Below are 22939 nucleotides of genomic sequence, written 5' to 3' on the forward strand. Positions count from 1 at the left end.
TCTTGTCTATATCACTCACGTAATTTATTTATGGTGCACTGGATGTCATTTTTTTCAGTGTCCGATCTTTTTTCACATAGTGATGAAAAAGTGCAGCGCCTGCATGACCTGCTATTAGTAACCAAATTAACCATGCGCCGAGGATATCTTTGTGGATAAAGTCAATGGGCTTCTCAAATTCCTTAAAGGTAAGCCCTAGGCCATCTATGACAAAGTAGTGAAATAGAGCTGTATCCTCGAATTTAGGGATCTCTAACAAGAAGAAAAACTCTGTATTTGCGCCTGTCCCAATATACCCTGTCACAGGTGCGAGAATCATGATGGCATACAAAGCGTGGTGACCTACGCGCGCAGCCAACTGTTCTACTCTCGTGCCGGGTTCAGGCGCAGGTGGCTTATTCAATGTTCTCCACAGGACCCTCAACAAAACAATAACCATAATGGATACGCCAAATGATAAATGCAGCTGCAATGCAGTCCAATTTTCTGGGGTTTTTACTTCTGTAAACCACTGACGATAATATACGCTCATATAGGCTGCCAAAAATAATATCGCGGTGATCCAATGGATCCACTTGGCGATGGTGCCATAATCCGTGTCTGTATTTTTAAGTGTCATAAATACCTCAATCAATTACCGAAATATTATCAAGCTATAAGAGGGTATATTAATACTAGCCCCCCATAAATGTATCTCGGTTAATTCTGGACAACACATCCTGAAAAATAGAATGTTAATAGATAACACTTACTAGATAAGTTCCTAAAAAACAAAAAAGCCCCAGCATTAGTACGCGGGGGCTCGTGTCAAAGTATCAGGTTATTTGAATTACGCGACTTATACCTCAAGGTAGTCTAAGATCCCTTCTGCTGCATTTCTGCCTTCGAAAATCGCAGTAACAACCAAATCAGAACCACGTACAGCGTCCCCTCCAGCAAATATTTTAGGATTGCTAGTTTGGTGTGTGTATGCGGCTTGTTCAGGCGCCACAATTCCGCCCCAATGATTTATCTCAACATCATACTGCGCAAGCCAGTCTAGGTTGTGTGGTTTGAAGCCAAATGCTAGTACCACTGCGTCAGCGTCTATAATATGCTCAGAGCCTGCCACTTCCTGTGCTTGGCGGCGCCCATTGCCATCAGCCTCACCCAGCTGTGTTTTAACCATTTTAACGCCGCTCACATTGCCCTTTTCATCTAGTACAACTCCTTTGGGCTGAACGTTAAATTGAAAAACTACACCCTCTTCTTTGGCATTTTTAACTTCTCGCTTGGAACCGGGCATGTTGTCCTCGTCACGTCGATAAGCACAAATCACGGATTTGGCATTTTGTCGAACCGAGGTGCGGACACAGTCCATTGCAGTATCGCCCCCACCAAGCACAACTACACGTTTGCCAGCCATATTAATGTAAGGCTGCTGAGATTCGTCATAACCCATTACACGGTTAGTATTGCCAATCAAAAATGGTAACGCGTCATATACCTGTTCTGAATCCTCATTCTCCAGTCCACCGCGCATATATTGATATGTGCCAACACCGACAAACACCGCATCATATTGTGCGATTAACTCATCCATTGTTACATCAGAGCCAACTTCTGTGTTTAATTTAAATTCAACGCCCATCTCGGTGAAAATCTCTCGGCGCTTTTCCATGACTGATTTTTCAAGTTTAAACGACGGGATCCCAAAAGTGAGTAAGCCCCCGATCTCTGGGTTGCGGTCATAGACAACTGCTTTAACCCCATTGCGAACTAAAATATCAGCACAGCCAAGCCCTGCGGGGCCTGCGCCGATAATCGCTACTTTTTTGTCAGTCCAAGTGACGTAAGATAAATCCGGCTTCCAACCTTGTGCAAATGCGGTATCAGTGATGTATTTCTCTATATTGCCGATGGTAACTGCACCAAACTCATCATTTAGCGTACAAGCACCTTCACATAATCTATCTTGTGGGCACACACGCCCACAGACTTCAGGCAAACTATTAGTGCGGTGCGACAACTCAGCCGCTTCCATAATACGGCCCGTTCGGATCAGCTTTAACCACTGAGGAATATAGTTATGCACTGGGCACTTCCATTCACAGTAAGGGTTTCCGCAATCTAGGCACCTGTCTGCTTGTGAGTCAACCTGCTGCCCAGAAAACGGCTCATAGATTTCGACAAAAGAGTTCTTACGTGTTGATATTGGCTTTTTTCTTGGGTCAACGCGCTGCACATCGATAAATTGGTAAACGTTTTCGCTCATAGCTCCTCCTCTACTGCGCCTGCACTCTTAGCTCTGCACTACTGCGCGCTCGGTGTCCTAATAAGCTCTTTACATCACTTGACTTAGGCTTTACTAACTTAAACATAGGAATATATAACTCGAAGTTTGCAAGTACTTGCTCTGCTCTATTTGACCCTGTGCACTCCAAGTGTTCTGCTATTAACCCTCTCAGGTGCTCCTGATGTGACGGTAATCTGTCCAATGTCAGAACCTCCACCAATTCTGGGTTAAAACGTTTGTCCATGTCATTTTCTTCATCCAGCACATATGCAAATCCGCCTGTCATCCCTGCACCAAAGTTAACGCCAATTTGGCCAAGGACGCAGACAACTCCACCCGTCATATATTCACAGCCGTTGTCTCCTAGCCCTTCAACTACCGCATGTACACCGGAGTTCCGCACTGCAAAACGCTCTCCAACACGTCCCGCCGCAAATAACTTGCCCCCTGTTGCGCCATATAAACAAGTGTTACCTGCAATGGTCGCTTGATGAGACATAAAGCTAGATCCCAATGGCGGCCTTATTACTAGCTTGCCACCAGCCATGCCCTTACCAACATAGTCATTGGCATCACCAACTAAAGTTAGCTCTAACCCACCAGCATTCCATACACCAAATGACTGCCCTGCCGTACCATGCAATTCTATCGACACAGGATCTGCTGCCATACCTTGATTACCGTATTTACCGGCAATGTAACCAGACAACATAGCACCAACGGAGCGATCCGTATTTTTGATTCGACTAACAAGCGATGTGCCAGATTTTTCATCAATTGCCTGTTTAGCTTTACCTAATAAAGACTCGTTTAGCTCTCCACGGTAATGCGAGGTATTCTCTGCACTACAATACAAAGTCTGCTTGCTCGGGTTGTTGGGCTTAACCAAAATTGGGGACAGATCTAGCTTTTGCTGTTTGCTCGTTTTGCCTTCAATAACATCTAAAAGATCCGTTCGACCAATTAAGTCTGTCAATTTAGTTACACCTAGAGAGGCCATAAGCTCTCGAGCTTCTTGCGCAATGAATTTGAAGTAATTCATCGCCATTTCAGGCAACCCGTGGTAGTGGCGCTGCCTTAACGTGTCATCTTGCGTTGCAACACCTGTCGCGCAATTATTTAGGTGACATATACGTAAGTACTTACACCCTAATGCCACCATAGGCCCGGTGCCAAATCCAAAACTTTCAGCGCCTAAAATTGCGGCCTTGATAATATCTAGCCCTGTTTTTAGGCCTCCGTCAGTTTGCAAACGAATTCTGTGTCGCAAACCGTTTTCGACCAGTGCTTGCTGTGTTTCTGCCAACCCAAGCTCCCATGGACACCCGGCATATTTCACAGACGTCAACGGACTCGCCCCTGTGCCGCCATCATAACCAGCGATAGTGATCAGATCTGCATAAGCTTTGGCAACACCAGTTGCGATGGTGCCAACTCCCGGTTCAGAGACGAGCTTAACGGAGATCATTGCCTTCGGATTAACCTGTTTTAGGTCAAAAATAAGTTGAGCTAAATCTTCAATTGAATAAATATCATGGTGCGGTGGCGGCGATATCAAAGTCACACCTGGAACAGAATAACGCAACTTGGCAATATATGGCGTCACTTTCTCGCCAGGTAGCTGGCCACCCTCTCCTGGTTTTGCGCCTTGAGCAACCTTTATTTGTATCACGTCAGCGCTTTGTAAATAATGCGGCGTTACACCAAATCGCCCAGACGCAACCTGTTTGATACGAGAGTTTTTCTCATTACCAAAGCGTAACTTATCCTCACCGCCTTCCCCAGAGTTTGAAAAACCGCCAAGGCGATTCATGGCAATAGCCAATGCCTCGTGAGCTTCTGGAGAAAGTGCGCCTATACTCATTGCAGCTGAGTCAAAACGCTTATATAGGTTTTCGGCTGGTTCAACCTCGTCGATTGAAATCGCTTTTTGCGAGGTTTTAAGTTTCAATAAGTCTCTTAAATTGGTAACCGGTCGGTTATTTACAATGTTCGCGTATTCCAGATAGTCTTCGTACTTACCCGATTTGACCGCCACTTGCAGCGACTGCACCACATCTGGGTTATAAGCGTGATACTCACCACCATGTACAAACTTCAATAAACCGCCATGACTCAACAATTTACGTTTGCTAAAAGCAAGCTGATTTAACAATTTGCTTTCCGCTTCAAAGTCCGCAAAATCCGCACCTTTAATACGGCTAACGACACCTTTAAAACATAAATTTACGACCTCATCAGACAAACCTACCGCCTCGAATAGCATTGAACAACGATACGATGCAATGGTGCTGATCCCCATCTTAGACATGATTTTATACAAGCCTTTGTTAATCGCATTCCGATACGACAATGTCACGTCACGATATGATTTTTTGATCACACCTTTATCGCACAAAGAAACCAAGGTCTCATAGGCCAAATAGGGATAGATCGCAGTTGCGCCAAAACCAAGTAACACCGCAAATTGATGAGGGTCACGCGCACTGCCTGTTTCTACGATAATATTTGAGTCACAGCGCAGGTTTTCATTCACCAATCGTTGTTGAATTGCGCCTACGGCCATCGCTGCTGGGATAGGTAAAAACCCTTTTGTGATATCTCTATCACTTAGCAAAATCATGACACATCCGTTGGCGGCTTTTTGTTGTGCTTCGTCACACACGCGACGGAGCGCATTTTCTAATCCTTCTTCAGGTGCATAATTTAAATTGACCTGACCAACTTGGTAATGCTTGTCACCTGCAGCTGTTAGCTGTTTGATATCTGAATAGGTTAAAATCGGCGAATCAAACTGCAAACGCTTTGCATGACCTGTTGTTTCATTGAATACGTTCTGTTCTCGACCAATACAAGTTGCAAGCGACATAACATGGTTTTCTCGCAATGGGTCGATCGGTGGATTAGTTACCTGAGCAAACTTTTGCCGAAAGTAATCGTATAATGAGCGTGCGCCTTGCGACAACACCGCAAATGGAGTGTCATCTCCCATAGAGCCCGTCGCTTCTTGCCCATTGGCCCCCATCACACTGATAACCTGTTCCACTTCTTCGTTGCTGTATCCAAACTGCTTTTGGTAGGTCAACAATGTTTCGTCAGAAAAATCACGCTGACCCGCGTCTTTCTCATCAAGTTGCTCAAATGGCGTGAGACGTTGCACGTTTTGCTCAAGCCAAGCCCGATATGGGTGTCTTGCTTTTAGGTCTTGATCAATTTCACTAGACTGCCATATTTTGCCATGGAGCGTATCCACAACAAGCAACTCACCGGGCCCAACACGGCCTTTTTCAACAACTTCGTCTGCTTCATAATCCCAAATTCCAATTTCAGACGCTACGGTAATAAACCCATCTTGGGTGACAACATAGCGAGCAGGCCTTAGTCCATTTCTATCTAAGTTACATGCAGCAAACCGGCCATCAGACATAACGATACCCGCAGGTCCGTCCCAAGGCTCCATATGCATTGAGTTAAAATCATAAAATGCACGTAGATCGTCATCCATGGCGCGGTTTTTTTGCCATGCAGGCGGAACTAGCATCCGCATGGCACGGAATATATCCATGCCACCAGCTAAAAACAATTCAAGGATATTATCCAAGCTCGACGAGTCTGACCCTGATTCATTGACAAATGGTGCTGCCAATTGCAGATCAGGTAGTAAAGGCGATGAGAATTTGTATGCGCGCGCTCGTGCCCATTGTCTATTACCCATAATTGTATTGATCTCACCATTGTGAGCCAAATATCTAAACGGTTGTGCCAAAGGCCACTTAGGCTGGGTATTAGTTGAAAACCTTTGATGGAAAACACAAATAGCGCTGGTCATGCGAAGATCTGCCAAATCTAGATAAAAATTTGGAAGATCTGCAGGCATCATTAGACCTTTGTAAACAGTTACGAGGCCTGACAAACTCGCTATATAAAACTGCTCATCTGTTGTGATTCTTTTCTCAATTCGTCGCCTCGCGATATAGAGGCGGCGCTCTAAATCTTTAGGTCTCCAACCCTCAGGAGCACTCACAAACACTTGCTCAAACTGTGGTAGCTGAGATTTGGCAATCGGGCCCAACATGTCAGGCTGGGTTGGTACTTCTCTCCACCCGACAATACTCAATGTTTCTTTTTCTAATTCTTCATTAATAATATCTTTAGCTGACTGAGCTAGTACGTCATCGGCATTTAAAAATACCATACCAACCGCATAATTTTTGCCTAGTCGCCAGTCGTTTTCAGCCGCAATAGCTCTGAAAAAGCTGTCAGGCTTTTGCAATAACAAACCGCAACCATCACCAGTTTTGCCGTCTGCAGCAATACCACCTCTGTGTTGCATGCGATCAAGACCCGTGATCGCTGTGCGAATTAATTTATGGCTTGCCTGGCCTTGAGTATGCGCAATAAGACCAAACCCGCAGTTATCTTTTTCTAATGCCGAGTCATATAACATAGACCCCTCCCCTTGCTACACCTGCCAGCTGAATGACTTCGACGATTTGCTGGCAGATATTCAAAACTAGCGCTGAAATTAAAGCGAGTCAACAAAGAAAAGAATAAATATTCACTACATTGAATATTTTTCAACGACCCCATTACGTAACCAAAATTTAATACAACGCATCAAACCGGCAAAATCCGTCCCTAAAAAACACTTGACACCGGTATCAATTGTTAATAAATAGAATCAAAAATAAAACTCGAGATCAGTTTACGTAAACGTAAACCCACACACAAATGAATAAATATTCACAATTTTAATGCTAAGTATTTATTTGAGGCATATTGATTCTCAGCAGGGCTACGCTAGAGAGGAAAACGCTAGAAGTAATGTGTTTTATATCACGTATTGGATGTGTCTTAATGAGATAAGTCAGTTTAGTAGGCATAAAAAAGCCCGAAATACATTCGGGCTTTTACTGTATTTTAAATGTTCTTACTGATTACTCAGCCGCTTCTTCTTTATATTTAGCAGCAGTCTCAGTGATCAAAGGCTGAAGTTCGCCTTTTTGGAACATTTCGATAATGATGTCACATCCACCGATTAATTCACCTTCAACCCATAGCTGCGGGAATGTTGGCCAATTCGCATAGTGAGGCAACTCAGCGCGAATATCTGGGTTTAAAAGAATGTCTACGTATGCAAATTGCTCTCCGCACGCCATCAATGCTTGTGAAGCTTGAGAAGAAAATCCACAGTTAGGTAATTTTGGAGATCCCTTCATATATAGAAGAATTGGGTTTTCTGCAATTTGCTGTTTGATCTTATCAATGGTTTCCATATATACCTCAAATGACGATATTATCTGTTCGTACACGTACTTTTCGCTCAAAATTAACGCATACGATAAATTCACACTACAAGTCTTGGTCACGGGCATTGCTGTTTGCCAAAACTTGAGTAAAATACTCAGGAATTATAGTATCACTATATAACACTAAATCGTACTGAAATGTGCCAAGCAAGTGGCATCTTTTTAGATATTTAGAGTACTCAACCAAAAAATGGAGATTAAAATGGCTTTCGAACTACCGTCACTTCCTTATGCTATCGATGCATTAGAGCCACATATTTCTAAAGAAACTTTAGAGTTCCACCACGGCAAACACCACAACACTTACGTGGTTAAACTAAATGGTCTAGTAGAAGGTACTGACTTTGCGAACAAAACTTTAGAAGAAGTTGTTGTTAGCTCTGAAGGCGGTATCTTTAACAATGCAGCTCAGATCTGGAACCACACGTTTTACTGGCACAGCCTAGCGCCAAATGGTGGTGGCGAAGCACAAGGTAAAGTAGCAGAACTAATTAACGCGAAATGGGGTTCATTTGCCGCATTCCAAGAAGCATTTAATGACAAAGCTGTAAACAACTTCGGCTCAAGCTGGACTTGGTTAGTTCAACTAGCAGATGGGTCTTTAGATATCGTTAACACTTCAAATGCTGAAACCCCGCTAACACAAGAAGGCGTTACTCCTATCCTTACTGTTGACCTGTGGGAACACGCTTACTATATCGATTATCGCAATGTTCGTCCTGAGTACCTGAAAGGTTTCTGGTCACTTGTAAACTGGGATTTTGCGAACCAAAATCTAGCTTAATTACAAGGGTATAACTGTACCAATTTAAGCAATAAAAAAGGCGCTCAGGTGCCTTTTTTTTTCACCTCCACATACTGCTATCACATTAAATTCTTATATTTTTTAAGCAAATATCCAATAACAAGACTAAGCTTTAAGTACGCCTTGCATTTTAGCCCACGCATTTAATTTAACTGGTTATTGGAGTTTGATATGACAATATTTGAGCATTACCAATCCCGATACGAAGCAGCAAAAGAAGAAGAATTCACAATTGCTGAATTTCTTGAAATCTGTAAAGAGGATAAGGCAGCTTACGCCAGTGCGCCTGAACGGTTGCTCATGGCCATCGGTGAGCCTGAAATGATAGATACCTCGACGGACGCGAGGTTAAGTCGACTGTTTTCAAATCGGGTCATAGCACGTTACCCTGCTTTCAACGAATTTTATGGCATGGAAGATGCCATTGAACAAATCGTCTCATACCTCAAACATGCAGCCCAAGGATTAGAAGAGTGTAAACAAGTACTCTATCTATTAGGACCAGTTGGTGGCGGTAAGTCATCAATTGCGGAAAAACTGAAGTACCTAATGCAACAAGTTCCCGTCTACGCAATTAAAGGCTCTCCGGTCAACGACCACCCACTTAGTCTATTTAACCCACAAGAAGATGGCGAGTTACTTGAAAAAGAATATGGGATCTCTAAACGCTATCTAAAAACAGTCATGTCACCGTGGGCAACTAAACGCCTCCATGAATTCAACGGAGATATAAGTCAGTTTAAAGTAGTAAAACGCTATCCTTCGATTTTGGACCAAGTTGCCATCGCAAAAACTGAGCCCGGTGATGAAAATAATCAGGACATTTCGGCATTGGTGGGTAAGGTTGATATTAGAAAGCTCGAACACTTTGCTCAAAATGATCCCGATGCCTATGCATACTCTGGGGCGTTATGCTTGGCAAATCAGGGGCTCATGGAGTTCGTAGAAATGTTTAAAGCACCTATCAAGGTGCTACACCCTCTACTTACCGCAACACAAGAGGGTAATTATAACGGCACAGAAGGTATTTCAGCGCTGCCATTTAGCGGTATTATTCTAGCTCACTCGAACGAGTCCGAATGGCAAACATTCAAAAATAATAAAAATAACGAGGCCTTCTTAGACCGCGTCTTTATCGTCAAAGTACCCTACTGCTTACGGGTCTCGGAAGAAGTTAAAATATACAAGAAACTGCTTGAAAATAGTGAACTCAAAGATGCTCAATGCGCGCCAGGAACACTCGAAACGTTAGCAAAATTCTCTTCGCTTTCACGGATCAAAGAGCCTGAAAACTCAAGTATTTATTCAAAAATGCGAGTCTATGATGGCGAGAGCTTGAAAGACACAGATCCAAAAGCAAAGTCTTATCAAGAATATCGAGACTATGCGGGTGTTGATGAAGGAATGAATGGTTTATCCACTCGATTCGCATTTAAAATATTGTCGCGCGTTTTTAACTTTGACCACGCGGAAGTTGCAGCCAACCCAGTACACCTGTTCTATGTCTTAGAGCAACAAATTGAACGCGAACAATTTAGTGCTGAAGTACAAGAGCGATATTTAAGCCACTTAAAAGGTTACTTAATTCCTCAATATGTAGAATTTATTGGTAAGGAGTTACAAACAGCTTATCTTGAGTCTTATTCAGAATACGGGCAAAACATATTTGATAGATATGTCACCTATGCTGACTTTTGGATCCAAGATCAGGAATATAGAGACCCAGATACTGGGCAGCTTTTTGATAGAGCGGCATTAAATGCGGAACTTGAAAAGATTGAAAAGCCTGCTGGCATCTCAAATCCGAAAGACTTCAGAAATGAAATCGTTAATTTTGTGCTGCGTGCTAGAGCCCATCACAACGGTGAAAACCCAGTTTGGACTAGCTATGAAAAACTAAGAACAGTAATAGAGAAAAAAATGTTCTCAAATACTGAAGATTTACTGCCCGTAATTTCTTTCAATGCCAAGACGTCTGCTGAAGACCAGAAAAAACATGAAGACTTTGTCAATCGGATGATGGAAAAAGGATATACCCAGAAGCAGGTTCGACTACTTTCTGAATGGTATTTGAGAGTTAGAAAATCACAGTAATCTAACGATTGGAGGATGGTCAATGGCACATTTCATCGATCGAAGATTGAACGGTAAGAACAAAAGCACGCCTAATAGGCAGCGCTTTATAAGACGCTATAAAAAGCAGATTAAAGAAGCGGTTTCGGATGCAATAAACAAACGAAGTGTGACGGATATTAGCAGTGGAGAAAGTATATCTATACCACAACGAGATATCAGTGAACCTGTATTTCACCAAGGCAAAGGGGGAAATAGAGAGCATATACATCCAGGCAATGACCAATTTAGTACTGGTGACAAAATACAGCGCCCACCTTCCGGTCAAGGAGGGGGCGCTGGTGAAGGCAATGCCAGTGATCAAGGTGAGGGACAGGACGACTTTGTGTTTTCTATTTCAAAGGATGAGTATTTAGATCTCTTGTTCGAAGATCTGGAGCTACCAAACTTGCAAAAGAGTCAGTTAGACAAACTCGTGCAAATGAAAACACACCGAGCGGGTTTCTGTAATGACGGAATGCCTAGTAATTTAGATATAGTGCGTTCACTGAAAGGCTCTATTGCAAGAAGGATCGCGATGACAGCCAGTAAACGCAGCCGCTTAAAGGAGCTCGAAGCTGAGCTTGAGCAACTATTGGCTGAACCGGTTCCACCTCAGCATCAAATTGAAACGATCGAAGCTGAGATAGAAACATTACGCCGCAGAATTGCAGCTGTGCCTTTCATAGACAACTATGATCTTAGATTTAGAAATTATGAAAAGCGCCCACACCCAACGAGCAAAGCAGTTATGTTTTGTTTAATGGATGTATCTGGATCTATGGACCAAGCAACAAAAGATATGGCAAAGCGATTTTATATTTTGTTGTATCAATTTTTAACTCGCACCTACAAAGACATTGAGGTTGTGTACATTCGGCATCACACGCAAGCAAAAGAAGTTGATGAACAAGAGTTTTTTTATTCTCAAGAGACAGGTGGCACAATCGTTTCTAGTGCGTTGAAGTTGATGGACGAAATAGTCGCAGAACGCTATTCCCAAGGGGACTGGAATATTTACGCGGCACAAGCATCCGATGGTGATAATTGGGCAGATGATTCGCCACACTGTACCGATATCCTTGCAAATAAACTGCTCAAAGTGGTGCGCTATTACGCCTATATAGAAATCACGACAAGAGCACATCAGAGCCTATGGAGAGAATACCAAGGGCTATCTGCAGCTTATAATAATTTTGCTATGCAGCACATACGCTCAGTAGAAGACATTTATCCAATCTTCAGAGAGTTATTTAAAAAGAATCGGCAAAAGCAGCAAGGTGCAGCATAACAAAGAGGGGAAGCGCAAATGACCTACAACCCTTTAAATGATGGTCCAGATTGGACTTTTGAAAGATTAGAACTGTATCAGGCCGAAATTGCTCGTGTAGCTGAGCACTACCGGCTTGATACCTACCCCAATCAAATTGAAGTGATCACCGCAGAGCAGATGATGGATGCATACTCAAGTGTAGGTATGCCTATCGGTTATGCGCACTGGTCTTATGGTAAAAAGTTCATCCAGACAGAGCAAAATTATAAACGTGGGCAGATGGGGCTCGCCTATGAGATTGTCATTAACTCTGATCCCTGTATTGCTTACTTAATGGAAGAAAATACATTGCCAATGCAAGCATTGGTGATGGCACATGCTTGTTACGGTCACAACTCTTTTTTTAAAGGTAACTATTTATTTAAAACCTGGACTGATGCATCTTCTATCATTGATTATCTGGTTTTTGCAAAAAACTATGTCGCCGAATGCGAACAGAAATACGGCATCGAGGAAGTCGAAAATTTACTAGACTCTTGTCACGCGCTGATGAACTATGGTGTAGATAGGTATAAAAGGCCACAGCAAATTTCGTTGTTTGAAGAACAAAAGCGTCAAAAAGAGCGTGAAGATTATTTGCAATCTCAAGTCAATGAATTATGGAAAACCATTCCTAAAAGCAAACAAGAAGACACAGAGAATTTACCGCACTTCCCATCGGAGCCACAGGAAAACATACTCTATTTCATTGAGAAAAATGCCCCTTTACTTGAGTCATGGCAGCGTGAAATCATAAGAATAGTAAGAAAGATATCTCAATATTTTTATCCCCAAAGACAAACTCAGGTCATGAACGAAGGATGGGCAACCTTTTGGCACTACACCATCCTCAACCACCTATATGATGAAGGAAAACTAAGCGATGCATTTATGCTTGAGTTTTTGCAGAGCCATACCAATGTGGTATATCAGCCCCCCTACAACAGTAAATTTTATTCGGGAATAAACCCTTATGCATTGGGGTTCAATATGATGGTAGACATAAGGCGAATATGCGAGAACCCCACAGAAGAAGATAGACAGTGGTTTCCTGAATTTGCCGGTAAAAATTGGTTAGACACACTGCATTTCGCAATGGAAAACTTTAAAGACGAAAGCTTTGTCAGTCAGTTTTTGTCTCCAAAGATCATTAGAGACTTTAAGTTATTTACCATATTGGATAAAGAGTCCTCTCCTCATCTTGAAGTTAAGGCTATCCATGATGAAGCTGGTTATCAGAAAGTCAGAAGCAGTCTATCTGCCCACTATAACCTCAGTAACAATGAACCAAATATACAAGTTTATAAAGTCGACGTTCGCGGCGATCGGTCTTTGACTTTAAGGTACGTACCTCAAGATAAAATTCCGTTGGCAGATTCAAAAATTGAAGTGCTCAAGCACCTCTACCGGCTTTGGGGGTTTGAGGTCAGATTAGAGCAAGCTGAAGAGGATGGTAGCGTGACCACTCTTGGGCAGTGCCCGATAGAAAACTCAGAAAATGATTAGCCTGACAGCACACGAGCTTCCCTCGTGTGTTGTCACTCTAGAACCCTTATTTGCCTTCTTGACGCAAATGAGACCCAACTAGACACATTTAGCAGCGGTAATAATTACTTTCGCACTTTTGCTTTTCAGTACCCGTGCAACGCTAGGTGTATGCTCCACAGTCGCTTGAAAATATGTGAGTAGTTACGAATTATATTAAATTATACTGTCGCAGGGGAGCACTCAATTAATGGGGATTGGCTGAACCCTTTACCTATTTAGGTTCTTTTAAAGTGCAAGTCACAGCTTGATTTCATTACCAAGAGTGAATTTGGGTTTGCTATGGGCTTAAACCTTTTTAGTCAGGTTTAAGCCAGATTCACGACGTTGAGGTTTAATAAAGTTTACAGTGCTCAATCTGCCTATTGAGCACTGTATTTCGTTTACTGAGACATCGACGGGTCATACACGGTGACTTTGTTTCTGCCAGTTTCTTTTGAATGATAGAGAGCAGAATCTGTCGCTTCGATCCACTGCTCATGCTTGTCAAAGCTATTGTCGTAACAAGCTATGCCAAGGCTCACAGTCAATCTAATTTCTTTCTTGTCATAATAAATTACTGAGTTTTCTATCATGCTTCGTAAACGCTCTGCAAAGATCAGCGCCCCATCCGCATCTGTATCAACAAGTGTGACAGCAAACTCTTCCCCACCATATCGACCAGCAACATCTGTTTCGCGTAAGGTTTTCTTTAAAAGGTCAGAGATGTGACGTATCGCTTCATCTCCACCACTATGACCGTACTCGTCGTTAATTCTTTTGAAAAAATCGATATCAAACATCAATAAACAACTACAACCATTATTGCGCTTTAAACGTTTAAACTCAGTTCGCGAGCACTCTTCCCAATACCCTCTATTCGATAACTTAGTCAGGGCATCTGTACGGCTCATTTCCTCTAGCGTTTTGTTTGCTTTTTCCAACTCTAGCTTATTCATTGCTTCATCAGTAACATCATATAGGATCACACAAATATGACCGACATCCCCTGTTAAAGTTGTCAATGGAATAAAAGTGGCGTTTTGATACATATATTCGGCTTTACCGGTAATTGGTCGGTAGTTTTTAAAGCGAAATATATATGGTTGCTGCTCCCATATGGTAAAAGAGCGATTCTTAAGGACAAAAACGGGCTCTGCTTTCCCCCTAAACCAAGACTCATCAATGCTCGGAAATAAATCAAATACATCTTTGTCTTTCACTGCACTAGGCAGTAATCCAGAATGATTTTCCATAAAACCATTCCAAACACATACGCGATAATCTCGGTCCAGAACAACCAGCCCAACATCGACTGTGTTAAACATATCCATTAGCCAATGGATTTCATTCATGTCAAAATCAGAAGCAGGCATAATTCTAATCTTCTAATAAGTATGCGACTTTAAATTTTAGCGTCTTCAAAGAATCTTCAGTGAATAGTAGCATCAAGTCACAGTTAATATTATGGTGTTCAATTCCATAGCTGATTTCAATTGCTAGGGTCCTCTGCCACCTTGCTTTATTGGCTTTTACCAACTCAGATACCTCACAGTGTTGCCCAAGAACGACGGGATGTCCTTGGCTAAATGGCATATCGAGCTGTTTAGAGAGGCCTGTTAATATCGCACCAATCAATATGTTGCTAATATCCATCAGCAGTTCGAGTTCAACCTTTTGGTTCAACTCTCCTTCATATTTCATTAAAGACGCGATTTCTTTGAAACTAGAATCATTCAATAGCAGCAATGCTTCTCCCGACACACCACCACCAATGAAGCCTTGGCATACACCAGATGTAGAGGCATTTGCATCTATTGCTTGCAAGGCCATATGTAATTCGTTGACTTCTAAGACGTTGACATTTGGTATTGGCAATTCCACGAAAACATTGAGTAACCTAGCCAACAAGTCGCCAGCTTGTCCCATTGCTACATTTGCAATTTCTTGATAAATATCTCTTAGCTCAGGTTCAATTTGCTCGCCAAGCTTGTGAACTAAGCTCTCGCGGATCGCTTTGTCTTTGATCCCATGCTGAGTAATAATTTCTTCAAGCTTTTTTGCATCACACGGTTTTCTAATAAAATCTATCGCCCCAAGCTCCATCACACGTTGATGGGCGTTGGGTTGTATATCTCCTGATACAACAACAGTCAGAACATTCAGTCCTTGTTCTTGTATCGCTTGCAATACTTCATAACCATCCATATGTGGCATATTGAGATCTAAAAACAAAATTTCAGGCGTGATCTGTTTTATTTTCTCAATACAGTCCAATCCGTGCTCTGCAAACTCAACTTTTATATCCCAGTCATCAGGCAAAGACCGTGCAAGTTGCCGTCTTGCTAGTTTGGAATCATCACAGATTAGGATGGGTGTTGACATAAAAGCTCTCTATATATTGGGTACAATACCCAAAATTCTAATTATAGTTATCAAACAGCAGTGTTTAGATTAAATATGTTAATCAATGCATGATTAATTTACAATCCAAATTACTACCAAAGCTTGGTTATATAAAATCAGTATAATACACTGTCGTGAATTGCGAAAAATTTAAAAAGGAATACGTTATGCGTAGAGTTCCCTTTATTACAACAGCCATTTTCGCGCTGAGCTGTTTTTCAGCCAGTGCAACGCTTGGCGAAAACCAATTAGATAAAGGTAAAGTTACAGCTGGAGGTAAGCCCGTCACTTTACTTGGCTCAGGCGTCGCAGTCGGTGAACAAGCACCGAGCTTTAAAGTAGTTAATGCCGATTTTACGCCTGTGTCGCTATCACAGTTTGATGGAAAAGCTGTTGTCATCAGTGTCGTTCCTAGCTTGGACACTGGTATATGTAGCTTACAAACCAAATATTTTAATGAAAAAGTGGCATCTGAGTATCCAAATATTGTGATGTTGACAATAAGTACTGACTTACCATTTGCTCAAAAACGTTTCTGCAAGCAAGAGGGCGTTGATAAAATTCAAACGTTATCCGATGCAGTATGGCGAAACTTTGGAGAGCAATATGGCCTGTTGATTAAAGATATGGGTTTATTAAGTAGAGCCGTATTTATCCTAGATAAAGAGCATAAAGTAAAATATAAGCAGCTCATCAGTAACCTTGCTTCTGAGCCCAACTATGCTGATGTGATAAAGTCACTAGATACACTCTAAATCACAAAATTTAAAGTAGATTTTAGAAAAAGCCAGCTCTCGCTGGCTTTTTTAATGATTTAATTGAATAGAAACGGCTGCGGGGCAGTTTTAAAAAGCGTAATTAAAAACGCCCAACCTGAGCAGTTGGGCGCTTTCTATAACTCATTGTAGAGTGTAACTTCTCTTACTTGCTCAAATCTAGCATTAGCTTGTTTAAGCGCGTTACAAAGCCAACAGGGTCTTTTAAGCTACCTCTTTCAGCCAGTAATGCCTGATCTAATAATACTTCTGACCATTGAGCAAACTTGTCTTCATCTTGCTCATCGTTCAGGTGCTTAACTAGCTGATGGTCAGGGTTAAGCTCAAAAATTGGCTTGCTCTCTGGCGCTGACTGACCAATTGACTCCATTAGCTTCTGCATTTGTGAGCTCATATCATGGTCATCGACAACCACACAAGCTGGGGAATCTGTTAAGCGGTGCGTGAAGCGTACCTCTTTCACTTTGTCACCTAGTGACTCAGTGATGCGCTCAACTAGTCCAGCAACCTCTTTTTCACTCTCTTCTTGCGCTTTTTTCGACTCTTCATCTTCAAGGTCACCTAAGTCTAAGTCACCACGTGTAATAGACTGCAGCTGCTTACCGTCAAACTCAGTGAGGTGCCCCATCATCCACTCATCGACTCTATCCGACATTAGTAAGACTTCAATGCCTTTTTTGCGGAAAATTTCAAGGTGCGGAGAGCTTTTAGCTGTTGCGAAGCTATCTGCAACAACATAATAAATTTTATCTTGTCCTTCTTGCATACGTTCAACATATTCAGATAATGCGACGTTTTGTGTACTTTCATCTGTATGTGTTGAGCTAAAACGAAGTAACTTAGCAATTGCTTCTTTGTTTGCAGCGTCTTCTGCCGGGCCCTCTTTGATAACTTGGCCAAATTCATTCCAAAATGTTTGATACTCTTCAGGCTTGTTTTTACCCATTCTATCAAGCATTTTCAACACACGAGACGTACAACCCTTACGAATTGCCTGAGTCACTTTGTTATCTTGCAAGATTTCACGTGACACGTTTAATGGCAGATCATTAGAATCAAGTAAGCCTTTTACAAAGCGCAAATAGCTCGGCATAAACTGCTCTGCGTCATCCATGATAAATACACGTTGGACGTATAATTTTAGCCCAGTTTGACGATCGCGATTCCACATATCAAATGGGGCTTTCTTAGGAATATACAATAAGCTAGTGTACTCAGTCTTACCCTCTACCTTGTTGTGAGCCCACGTTAATGGCTCTTCCCAATCATGACCAACATGCTTGTAGAACTCTTTATACTCATCTTCTGAGATCTCTGACTTATCACGTGTCCAAAGTGCTGTTGCTCGGTTAATTGCTTCCCACTCACCTGGTTGAGCTTCAATTTTTTCACCGTCCGGCCCTTCCGATTCAGGGACAGGTGCTTTGAACATTTCTACAGGGATTGAAATGTGGTCTGAATATTTAGTAATAACTGAACGTAGGCGGAATTCGTCTAAAAACTCGCTTTCTTCTTCACGAAGGTGCAAAACAATTTCGGTACCTCGGTCAGCTTTCTCGATTTCAGCTAGGCTATATTCACCTTCACCTTTTGACTGCCACTCAACAGCTGACTGCTCACCCGCTTTGCGTGTGCGCACTGTAACGTCATCAGCGACGATAAATGCCGAGTAAAAACCTACACCAAATTGACCGATTAACTGTGAGTCCTTAGCTTGATCGCCAGTTAAATTTTGAAAAAACTCAGCTGTGCCTGATTTTGCTATTGTGCCTAGAGAGTTAATCACCTCGTCACGGGTCATACCAATACCATTATCAGAAATGGTGACTGTTTTAGCATCTTTATCAGCGCTGATTCTTACTTTAAGCTCAGCATCACCCTCATAAAGGTCACCATTTTGCAAAGCTAGATAGCGTAACTTGTCAGCTGCATCAGAAGCATTTGAAACTAGTTCACGTAAGAAGATCTCTTTATTTGAGTATAAAGAGTGGATCATAAGGTTTAATAGTTTACCTACATCTGTTCCAAACTGATGATTTTCTTTGTTTTTAATATCAGACATCGACCATATCCTAATCTATTTGGTATACAGGGTTTTAAGCTGTTAATCGTATTATGAAACGATATATTGTGCTTCGATGTCATTTTTCAAGAGGAAAGTAAAAATTTTTTCTACTTGGTAGGTTGTGACGATTCATGGATCTAATTGTCATAGTTTAACTGTGCTACCTAATGAGATAGCACAGTGACTTAAATCATGTGAGTCAGGGGACTAAGCTGTTTTCTGGTTATCAAAAGCACTTTCAGCAATATCACATTGTTCCAGCAGCATGAGAAAGTTTGGTTTACCAAATAACATCATCACATCCAAAAGTTGCGATGCAGATAGCTCAGTTTTACCAGATTCCCAGTTGGAGATAGTCGCCTGATCGACAGGCGTTACTAAGCTTTTACCTAACTGGGCTTGAGTCAAGTTCATATCTTGACGCATTCTACGTATTGTCATTTGAATATAGCGCTTTGCGTCTTGCGTTTGTGCTCTTCGAGAGCGCTCATTTCTAGAGATTATACTCATAACATATCCATATTATTTATATCATTGTTCTGACATTGAATTTAAAAGTACATGTTGAGCAAATAATGCGCTCACTAGATACGTACATCAGAAAAAATGATTAAAATTAACCCCGACCCAATTAGACAACTTATATCATTTCATGTAGGCTATCTGGGTCAACTGAGTAAATAATTGATCGGATTGGGTTATATGTCAACATCTTTTGCTACAAGATTGAAACAACTACGGGTTTCATTGGAAGAATCTCAAATCAGTTTTTCTGAGATATTAGATATACCTACAGCCTCCTATCGCAAGTATGAGAAGGGAGAAAGGGAACCTACTTTGTCCGTGATTGAAAAGTTCTTTACGCACCCATTGACAGAAAATCACGCCTGTTGGCTGATCACTGGCGAGGACCAACCCAATCCGACCACTTTAACCACTGAAGCACCCCAAAGAGATAGCAGCCAGCCGTTTAGTAAAGACTTTGAATCAAAATTTATTCAAACTGCAAAAGAAAGTTTATTATTTATTTGTCATTTAGGGTGGTTTAAACGAGGGAAAGACGTCAACTTTGACAGTTGCGGAAAAATTTTACTGAGAGATTTAGAACCATTTTTAGATAAACACGCCAGCATCGAAAACAAAAAGGTTGGCTAATGATAAAGTCTAGAGGCTTTTAAACGAACTAGCCCCCTGCAATTAATTCACTTAATCACTTTTAATTTTACTTTTTCTTGCTCTTCATTGTTTTGTTTGAGTTGGTAGTCTTTAGAATCATCTCTAAAATCTTCCACCCGCTTTAATGCCATTTGAACAGCGTCATGTTTAGTCATGTCATTGTCGATCTCAAGCGCTTTACCCAAATCCATTACAATCTCATACGCTTCGTCATAGAGCTCCTCAGGCACTTCCTCATTGCCCGTAGGTTTGATAAATAGCTCACGGATCTTCTCTTCAAATTTAGACAGTGAATGGCCGTTAATAATCGCAGCGAGAATAAAGCAGATCACTAAACAGTGAATTAAAAGCAGTACAATTAAAAATGGCATCCTAACATTCCTTTGCGTATTTTCTTTTCATTATTACATCAAACGGATATTTTGCGATAAGGAAAAGTTGCAAGACGATTGTCATCAATACCAAAATTGAATAATAGTGTTTAAATGAGGTTATATCTAAATAACCAGCCATCAGTAACTGTGCTGTTTTTAACACCATACCAATCAGCAATAAGTAACAAGAGTACCTTGCAACTGGGGAGAAAGTGCACCCTCTGATCGCATGTAATAAAGTCAGTGCTATGATAAACGACGCATTACCACATGCGGAAATAAAATAAAATATTTGCCTACGCACCATTTTGTCTATTTGCAGGTCAAGTAAGCTATTGAGTAGATGTTCAAAAAGAAGAAGGCAAAACACTGAGGTTATGGTTGTTAAAAAACAAGAGTGTAGCTCGTGATCAGATTTATTTTTTAAACTTTTACTGCCGCCAAAAATTAATTCTCGTCGACGCTCTTTAAAAAGGTAAAGAAAGCATCCTAGTACCGAAAACTGAAGCCCTACGATAATCCAAGAAATTATACCCAAAAACTCATTCATAAAATTTTGCTAATACTTTCAGGTTGCCTCCAGTTATTTCAAACCAGAGCAAGGTATACCTATTGACACCAGTATTTGAAAAGACTTTTCCGATAATATCTAAGTCACTTTCTTGTTAATCACCCAGCTCAATACGGGTCGTATTTAGCAACAGCACAGTCATTGCGAAAAATGCTATTTAACCACCCACAAATTGGCTGTTTTATTTTTTGTTGTTTCTTCAGCTGCAGGTGCTGCCTGCTCGTGTTCTGTATGCTGTTTTTGATCCCTAAAGGCTTCAACTCGCTTAAACACACTTTTGACACCATTGTATTTGACCATATCATTATTACATTCCAATACAACGGCTAAATCATCTACGATCTCGTATGCTTGATGATATTCTTTTTCAGAAATATCCTTATCTTCCACAGTTGTTTCTTTTACAACTACATTCTTTATTCTCTTTTCGATAAAATTCAAACTGTGGCCTTTCACTATCACAGTAAAGCAAATGGCAATAACAAGAACATAAAGCAATGTAGCAGCGATGAGCATTATCACAATAAAAACCTTATATGTATCTAGCTAAGATAGCGTGTTCAATTTACCCACATTCTTTGTAATGCATTAGCATTAATTAAGCTCTACTCCAAAAAAAGTGAGTTTAAATAACAATGCTTTGAGCCACGCAAATCGTTTAAATACTATCAGTCACACGATAATAAATTTCTCTATTCCGAATTGCAACTTTTAATTTTACAACTTTTAAACAAAATATACTTGCACGCCAAGCACAGCTCAAAAACCATCCTCAAGTCGCTCTTTTCTTAATCTTTTAAGAAAAAAATGTAATACTTACAATACTTTTCGGCCGGAAAATGCATGCATTAACGTCATGCCATCAACCAGATCTAGCTCACCACCAACAGGCATTCCATGCGCTATGCGCGACGCTTTAACATTGAGATTATTACACAACTCTGCAATATAGTGAGCTGTTGCTTCCCCTTCAACAGTAGGGTTTGTCGCAAGAATAACTTCTTGAATCTGGCCCTTTTGTAATGTTTGCTGAAGCTTATCTAAACCGATCTCTTGTGGGCCTATTCCATCGAGTGGAGATAAGTGACCCATAAGCACAAAGTATAGCCCGGTATATTGACCAGTTTGCTCAATCGCAAGCACATCTGTAGGTGACTCAACTATGCATAGCAACCCTGTATCCTGACGCTTTACACTCTGACAAATATCGCACACCGGAGTTTCAGAGAACGTTCGGCAAGATTCACAGTGACCAATATCCTGCATTGCCTGGCTTAAACAGTTGCCTAATTGAGCCCCTCCATCTCGGTCTCTTTCCAACAAATGAAATGCGATTCGCTGTGCAGACTTAGGACCAATTCCTGGTAAGCATCTTAGCGCTTCGACTAAGGCTGCCAATTTAGGTGATAACTGCATATATCCTCAAATAGGTGTGAAAACACCACTGACTTTTCTTAATAAAATGCGATCATAAGGGATCAAACGCCCGATTGAAAGACATCTAAATTACAACCTTATCTATTTGTCAGAAAATAGCCGAACAGTGTTTAGTTTTCGTTCTTAGCTAAGTTTTTCCAACGTTTTGACCTGATGGCATACGCTAACAACAAGCCACTTAAAAAACCAAACAGATGGCTTTCAGTGCTAATATTTTCGGAGAAATTAAACAGTGTTCCAAAAAGGTTTATATTTGCTAAATACGTCAATATTGCAAGTGCGATTAAACTGATAATGCCTGTAAGGTGACGTTGGAATACAGCGACGCCGGATAAATAACCGTAATACCCCATCACCACACCTGACGAGCCAATATGATTGCCATCTCCGGCAAAAAGCCACACCAAGGCACCAGTCATAATTACGATAGCGACGCTGACTCTTTTGAACTTTGGTTGCCTACTTGCAATGTAACCACAAATCCACAAACCAATAAGGTTGCCACTTAAATGTGACCAAGAGCCATGAACAAATGGCGCTGTAACAATACCAATGAGATAGTCTTCTTCTAGCGCAACTATTCCCAGTCGTTCAATAGGTACGCCAATAAAGCCAAGTAACATACACCCTATCATTACCAAGGATGCACCGATTATATATCTAAAGTCTTTAGGGAAAAGGATACGAGACATGAGCATGCCTGTTTATCTAGAGTGATACTTAGATGAGAGGATAAAGCGGTCCATTTGAGTAGTTTCACTCATTCGCCAGTAAGCAAATTGGACCGCTACAAATAA

The 22939-nt window shown here is 41.3% G+C and carries 19 protein-coding genes; 6 read left to right on the plus strand and 13 right to left on the minus strand.

What is annotated here, in order from left to right; all coding sequences use genetic code 11:
- Positions 1 to 28: 28 nt before the first annotated feature.
- The 4 genes from QNM18_RS23490 to QNM18_RS23505 form a co-directional block, all read right to left on the minus strand.
- Positions 29 to 619, minus strand: coding sequence for a cytochrome b (locus QNM18_RS23490; protein ID WP_284138599.1), 591 nt, complete (start codon positions 617 to 619; stop codon positions 29 to 31).
- Positions 620 to 838: 219 nt separating this feature from the next.
- Positions 839 to 2254, minus strand: coding sequence for an FAD-dependent oxidoreductase (locus QNM18_RS23495; RefSeq protein ID WP_211008921.1), 1416 nt, complete (start codon positions 2252 to 2254; stop codon positions 839 to 841).
- A gap of 10 nt (positions 2255 to 2264) precedes the next feature.
- Entirely contained in the window at positions 2265 to 6722 is a 4458-nt protein-coding gene (gltB, locus tag QNM18_RS23500; protein ID WP_284138600.1) for a glutamate synthase large subunit, read from the minus strand.
- Between the two features lie 490 nt (positions 6723 to 7212).
- The gene (locus QNM18_RS23505; RefSeq protein ID WP_023402222.1) at positions 7213 to 7551 is read right to left on the minus strand and encodes a Grx4 family monothiol glutaredoxin; all 339 of its coding nucleotides are present in this window, start codon (positions 7549 to 7551) and stop codon (positions 7213 to 7215) included.
- A 235-nt stretch (positions 7552 to 7786) separates the two neighbouring features.
- On the opposite strand from QNM18_RS23505, the gene QNM18_RS23510 reads away from it, so the two are divergent.
- The 4 genes from QNM18_RS23510 to QNM18_RS23525 all read left to right on the plus strand — a co-directional run bounded on the left by QNM18_RS23510 (position 7787) and on the right by QNM18_RS23525 (position 13319).
- Positions 7787 to 8368 (plus strand): superoxide dismutase, encoded by a 582-nt coding sequence (locus QNM18_RS23510; RefSeq protein WP_023402223.1) that lies wholly within the window; start codon positions 7787 to 7789, stop codon positions 8366 to 8368.
- Positions 8369 to 8560: 192 nt separating this feature from the next.
- Positions 8561 to 10483 carry a PrkA family serine protein kinase gene (locus tag QNM18_RS23515; RefSeq protein ID WP_211008918.1) on the plus strand — a complete coding sequence of 641 codons (1923 nt, stop codon included), beginning with the start codon at positions 8561 to 8563 and terminating at the stop codon, positions 10481 to 10483.
- A 22-nt stretch (positions 10484 to 10505) separates the two neighbouring features.
- Positions 10506 to 11792: a YeaH/YhbH family protein gene (locus QNM18_RS23520; RefSeq protein WP_211008917.1), complete on the plus strand. Its 1287-nt coding sequence runs from the start codon at positions 10506 to 10508 to the stop codon at positions 11790 to 11792.
- An 18-nt stretch (positions 11793 to 11810) separates the two neighbouring features.
- Positions 11811 to 13319 carry a SpoVR family protein gene (locus QNM18_RS23525; RefSeq protein ID WP_211008916.1) on the plus strand — a complete coding sequence of 503 codons (1509 nt, stop codon included), beginning with the start codon at positions 11811 to 11813 and terminating at the stop codon, positions 13317 to 13319.
- Positions 13320 to 13741: 422 nt separating this feature from the next.
- Here the strand turns inward: QNM18_RS23525 and QNM18_RS23530 are convergent, their stop codons facing one another.
- Both QNM18_RS23530 and QNM18_RS23535 read right to left on the minus strand, forming a co-directional pair.
- Positions 13742 to 14713: a GGDEF domain-containing protein gene (locus tag QNM18_RS23530; RefSeq protein ID WP_211008915.1), complete on the minus strand. Its 972-nt coding sequence runs from the start codon at positions 14711 to 14713 to the stop codon at positions 13742 to 13744.
- Positions 14714 to 14717: 4 nt separating this feature from the next.
- The gene (locus tag QNM18_RS23535; RefSeq protein WP_211008914.1) at positions 14718 to 15722 is read right to left on the minus strand and encodes a response regulator; all 1005 of its coding nucleotides are present in this window, start codon (positions 15720 to 15722) and stop codon (positions 14718 to 14720) included.
- A 188-nt stretch (positions 15723 to 15910) separates the two neighbouring features.
- Between QNM18_RS23535 and tpx the strand changes: the two genes are divergently transcribed.
- Positions 15911 to 16498: a thiol peroxidase gene (gene tpx / locus QNM18_RS23540; RefSeq protein ID WP_211008913.1), complete on the plus strand. Its 588-nt coding sequence runs from the start codon at positions 15911 to 15913 to the stop codon at positions 16496 to 16498.
- Positions 16499 to 16664: 166 nt separating this feature from the next.
- Here tpx and htpG read toward each other — a convergent pair whose 3' ends face one another.
- Both htpG and QNM18_RS23550 read right to left on the minus strand, forming a co-directional pair.
- Positions 16665 to 18581 carry a molecular chaperone HtpG gene (gene htpG, locus QNM18_RS23545; protein WP_211008912.1) on the minus strand — a complete coding sequence of 639 codons (1917 nt, stop codon included), beginning with the start codon at positions 18579 to 18581 and terminating at the stop codon, positions 16665 to 16667.
- 210 nt (positions 18582 to 18791) lie between these two features.
- Positions 18792 to 19094: a helix-turn-helix domain-containing protein gene (locus QNM18_RS23550; RefSeq protein WP_211008911.1), complete on the minus strand. Its 303-nt coding sequence runs from the start codon at positions 19092 to 19094 to the stop codon at positions 18792 to 18794.
- A 192-nt stretch (positions 19095 to 19286) separates the two neighbouring features.
- Between QNM18_RS23550 and QNM18_RS23555 the strand changes: the two genes are divergently transcribed.
- Positions 19287 to 19739, plus strand: a complete 453-nt coding sequence (locus QNM18_RS23555) for a helix-turn-helix domain-containing protein (RefSeq protein WP_211008910.1) — start codon at positions 19287 to 19289, stop codon at positions 19737 to 19739.
- Between the two features lie 47 nt (positions 19740 to 19786).
- Here QNM18_RS23555 and QNM18_RS23560 read toward each other — a convergent pair whose 3' ends face one another.
- From QNM18_RS23560 to QNM18_RS23580, 5 genes are all read right to left on the minus strand, one after another.
- Positions 19787 to 20131, minus strand: a complete 345-nt coding sequence (locus QNM18_RS23560) for a hypothetical protein (RefSeq protein WP_284138601.1) — start codon at positions 20129 to 20131, stop codon at positions 19787 to 19789.
- Position 20132: 1 nt separating this feature from the next.
- Entirely contained in the window at positions 20133 to 20684 is a 552-nt protein-coding gene (locus QNM18_RS23565; RefSeq protein ID WP_284138602.1) for a hypothetical protein, read from the minus strand.
- Positions 20685 to 20858: 174 nt separating this feature from the next.
- The gene (locus QNM18_RS23570; RefSeq protein ID WP_211008908.1) at positions 20859 to 21227 is read right to left on the minus strand and encodes a hypothetical protein; all 369 of its coding nucleotides are present in this window, start codon (positions 21225 to 21227) and stop codon (positions 20859 to 20861) included.
- A gap of 294 nt (positions 21228 to 21521) precedes the next feature.
- Positions 21522 to 22121 carry a recombination mediator RecR gene (gene recR, locus QNM18_RS23575; protein ID WP_211008907.1) on the minus strand — a complete coding sequence of 200 codons (600 nt, stop codon included), beginning with the start codon at positions 22119 to 22121 and terminating at the stop codon, positions 21522 to 21524.
- A gap of 131 nt (positions 22122 to 22252) precedes the next feature.
- A complete protein-coding gene (locus QNM18_RS23580) occupies positions 22253 to 22834 on the minus strand; it encodes a rhomboid family intramembrane serine protease (RefSeq protein WP_284138603.1) in 582 nt (193 codons plus the stop codon).
- Positions 22835 to 22939: the final 105 nt, after the last annotated feature.

This window comes from Pseudoalteromonas obscura, assembly GCF_030135505.1.
GTDB lineage: Bacteria > Pseudomonadota > Gammaproteobacteria > Enterobacterales > Alteromonadaceae > Pseudoalteromonas > Pseudoalteromonas obscura.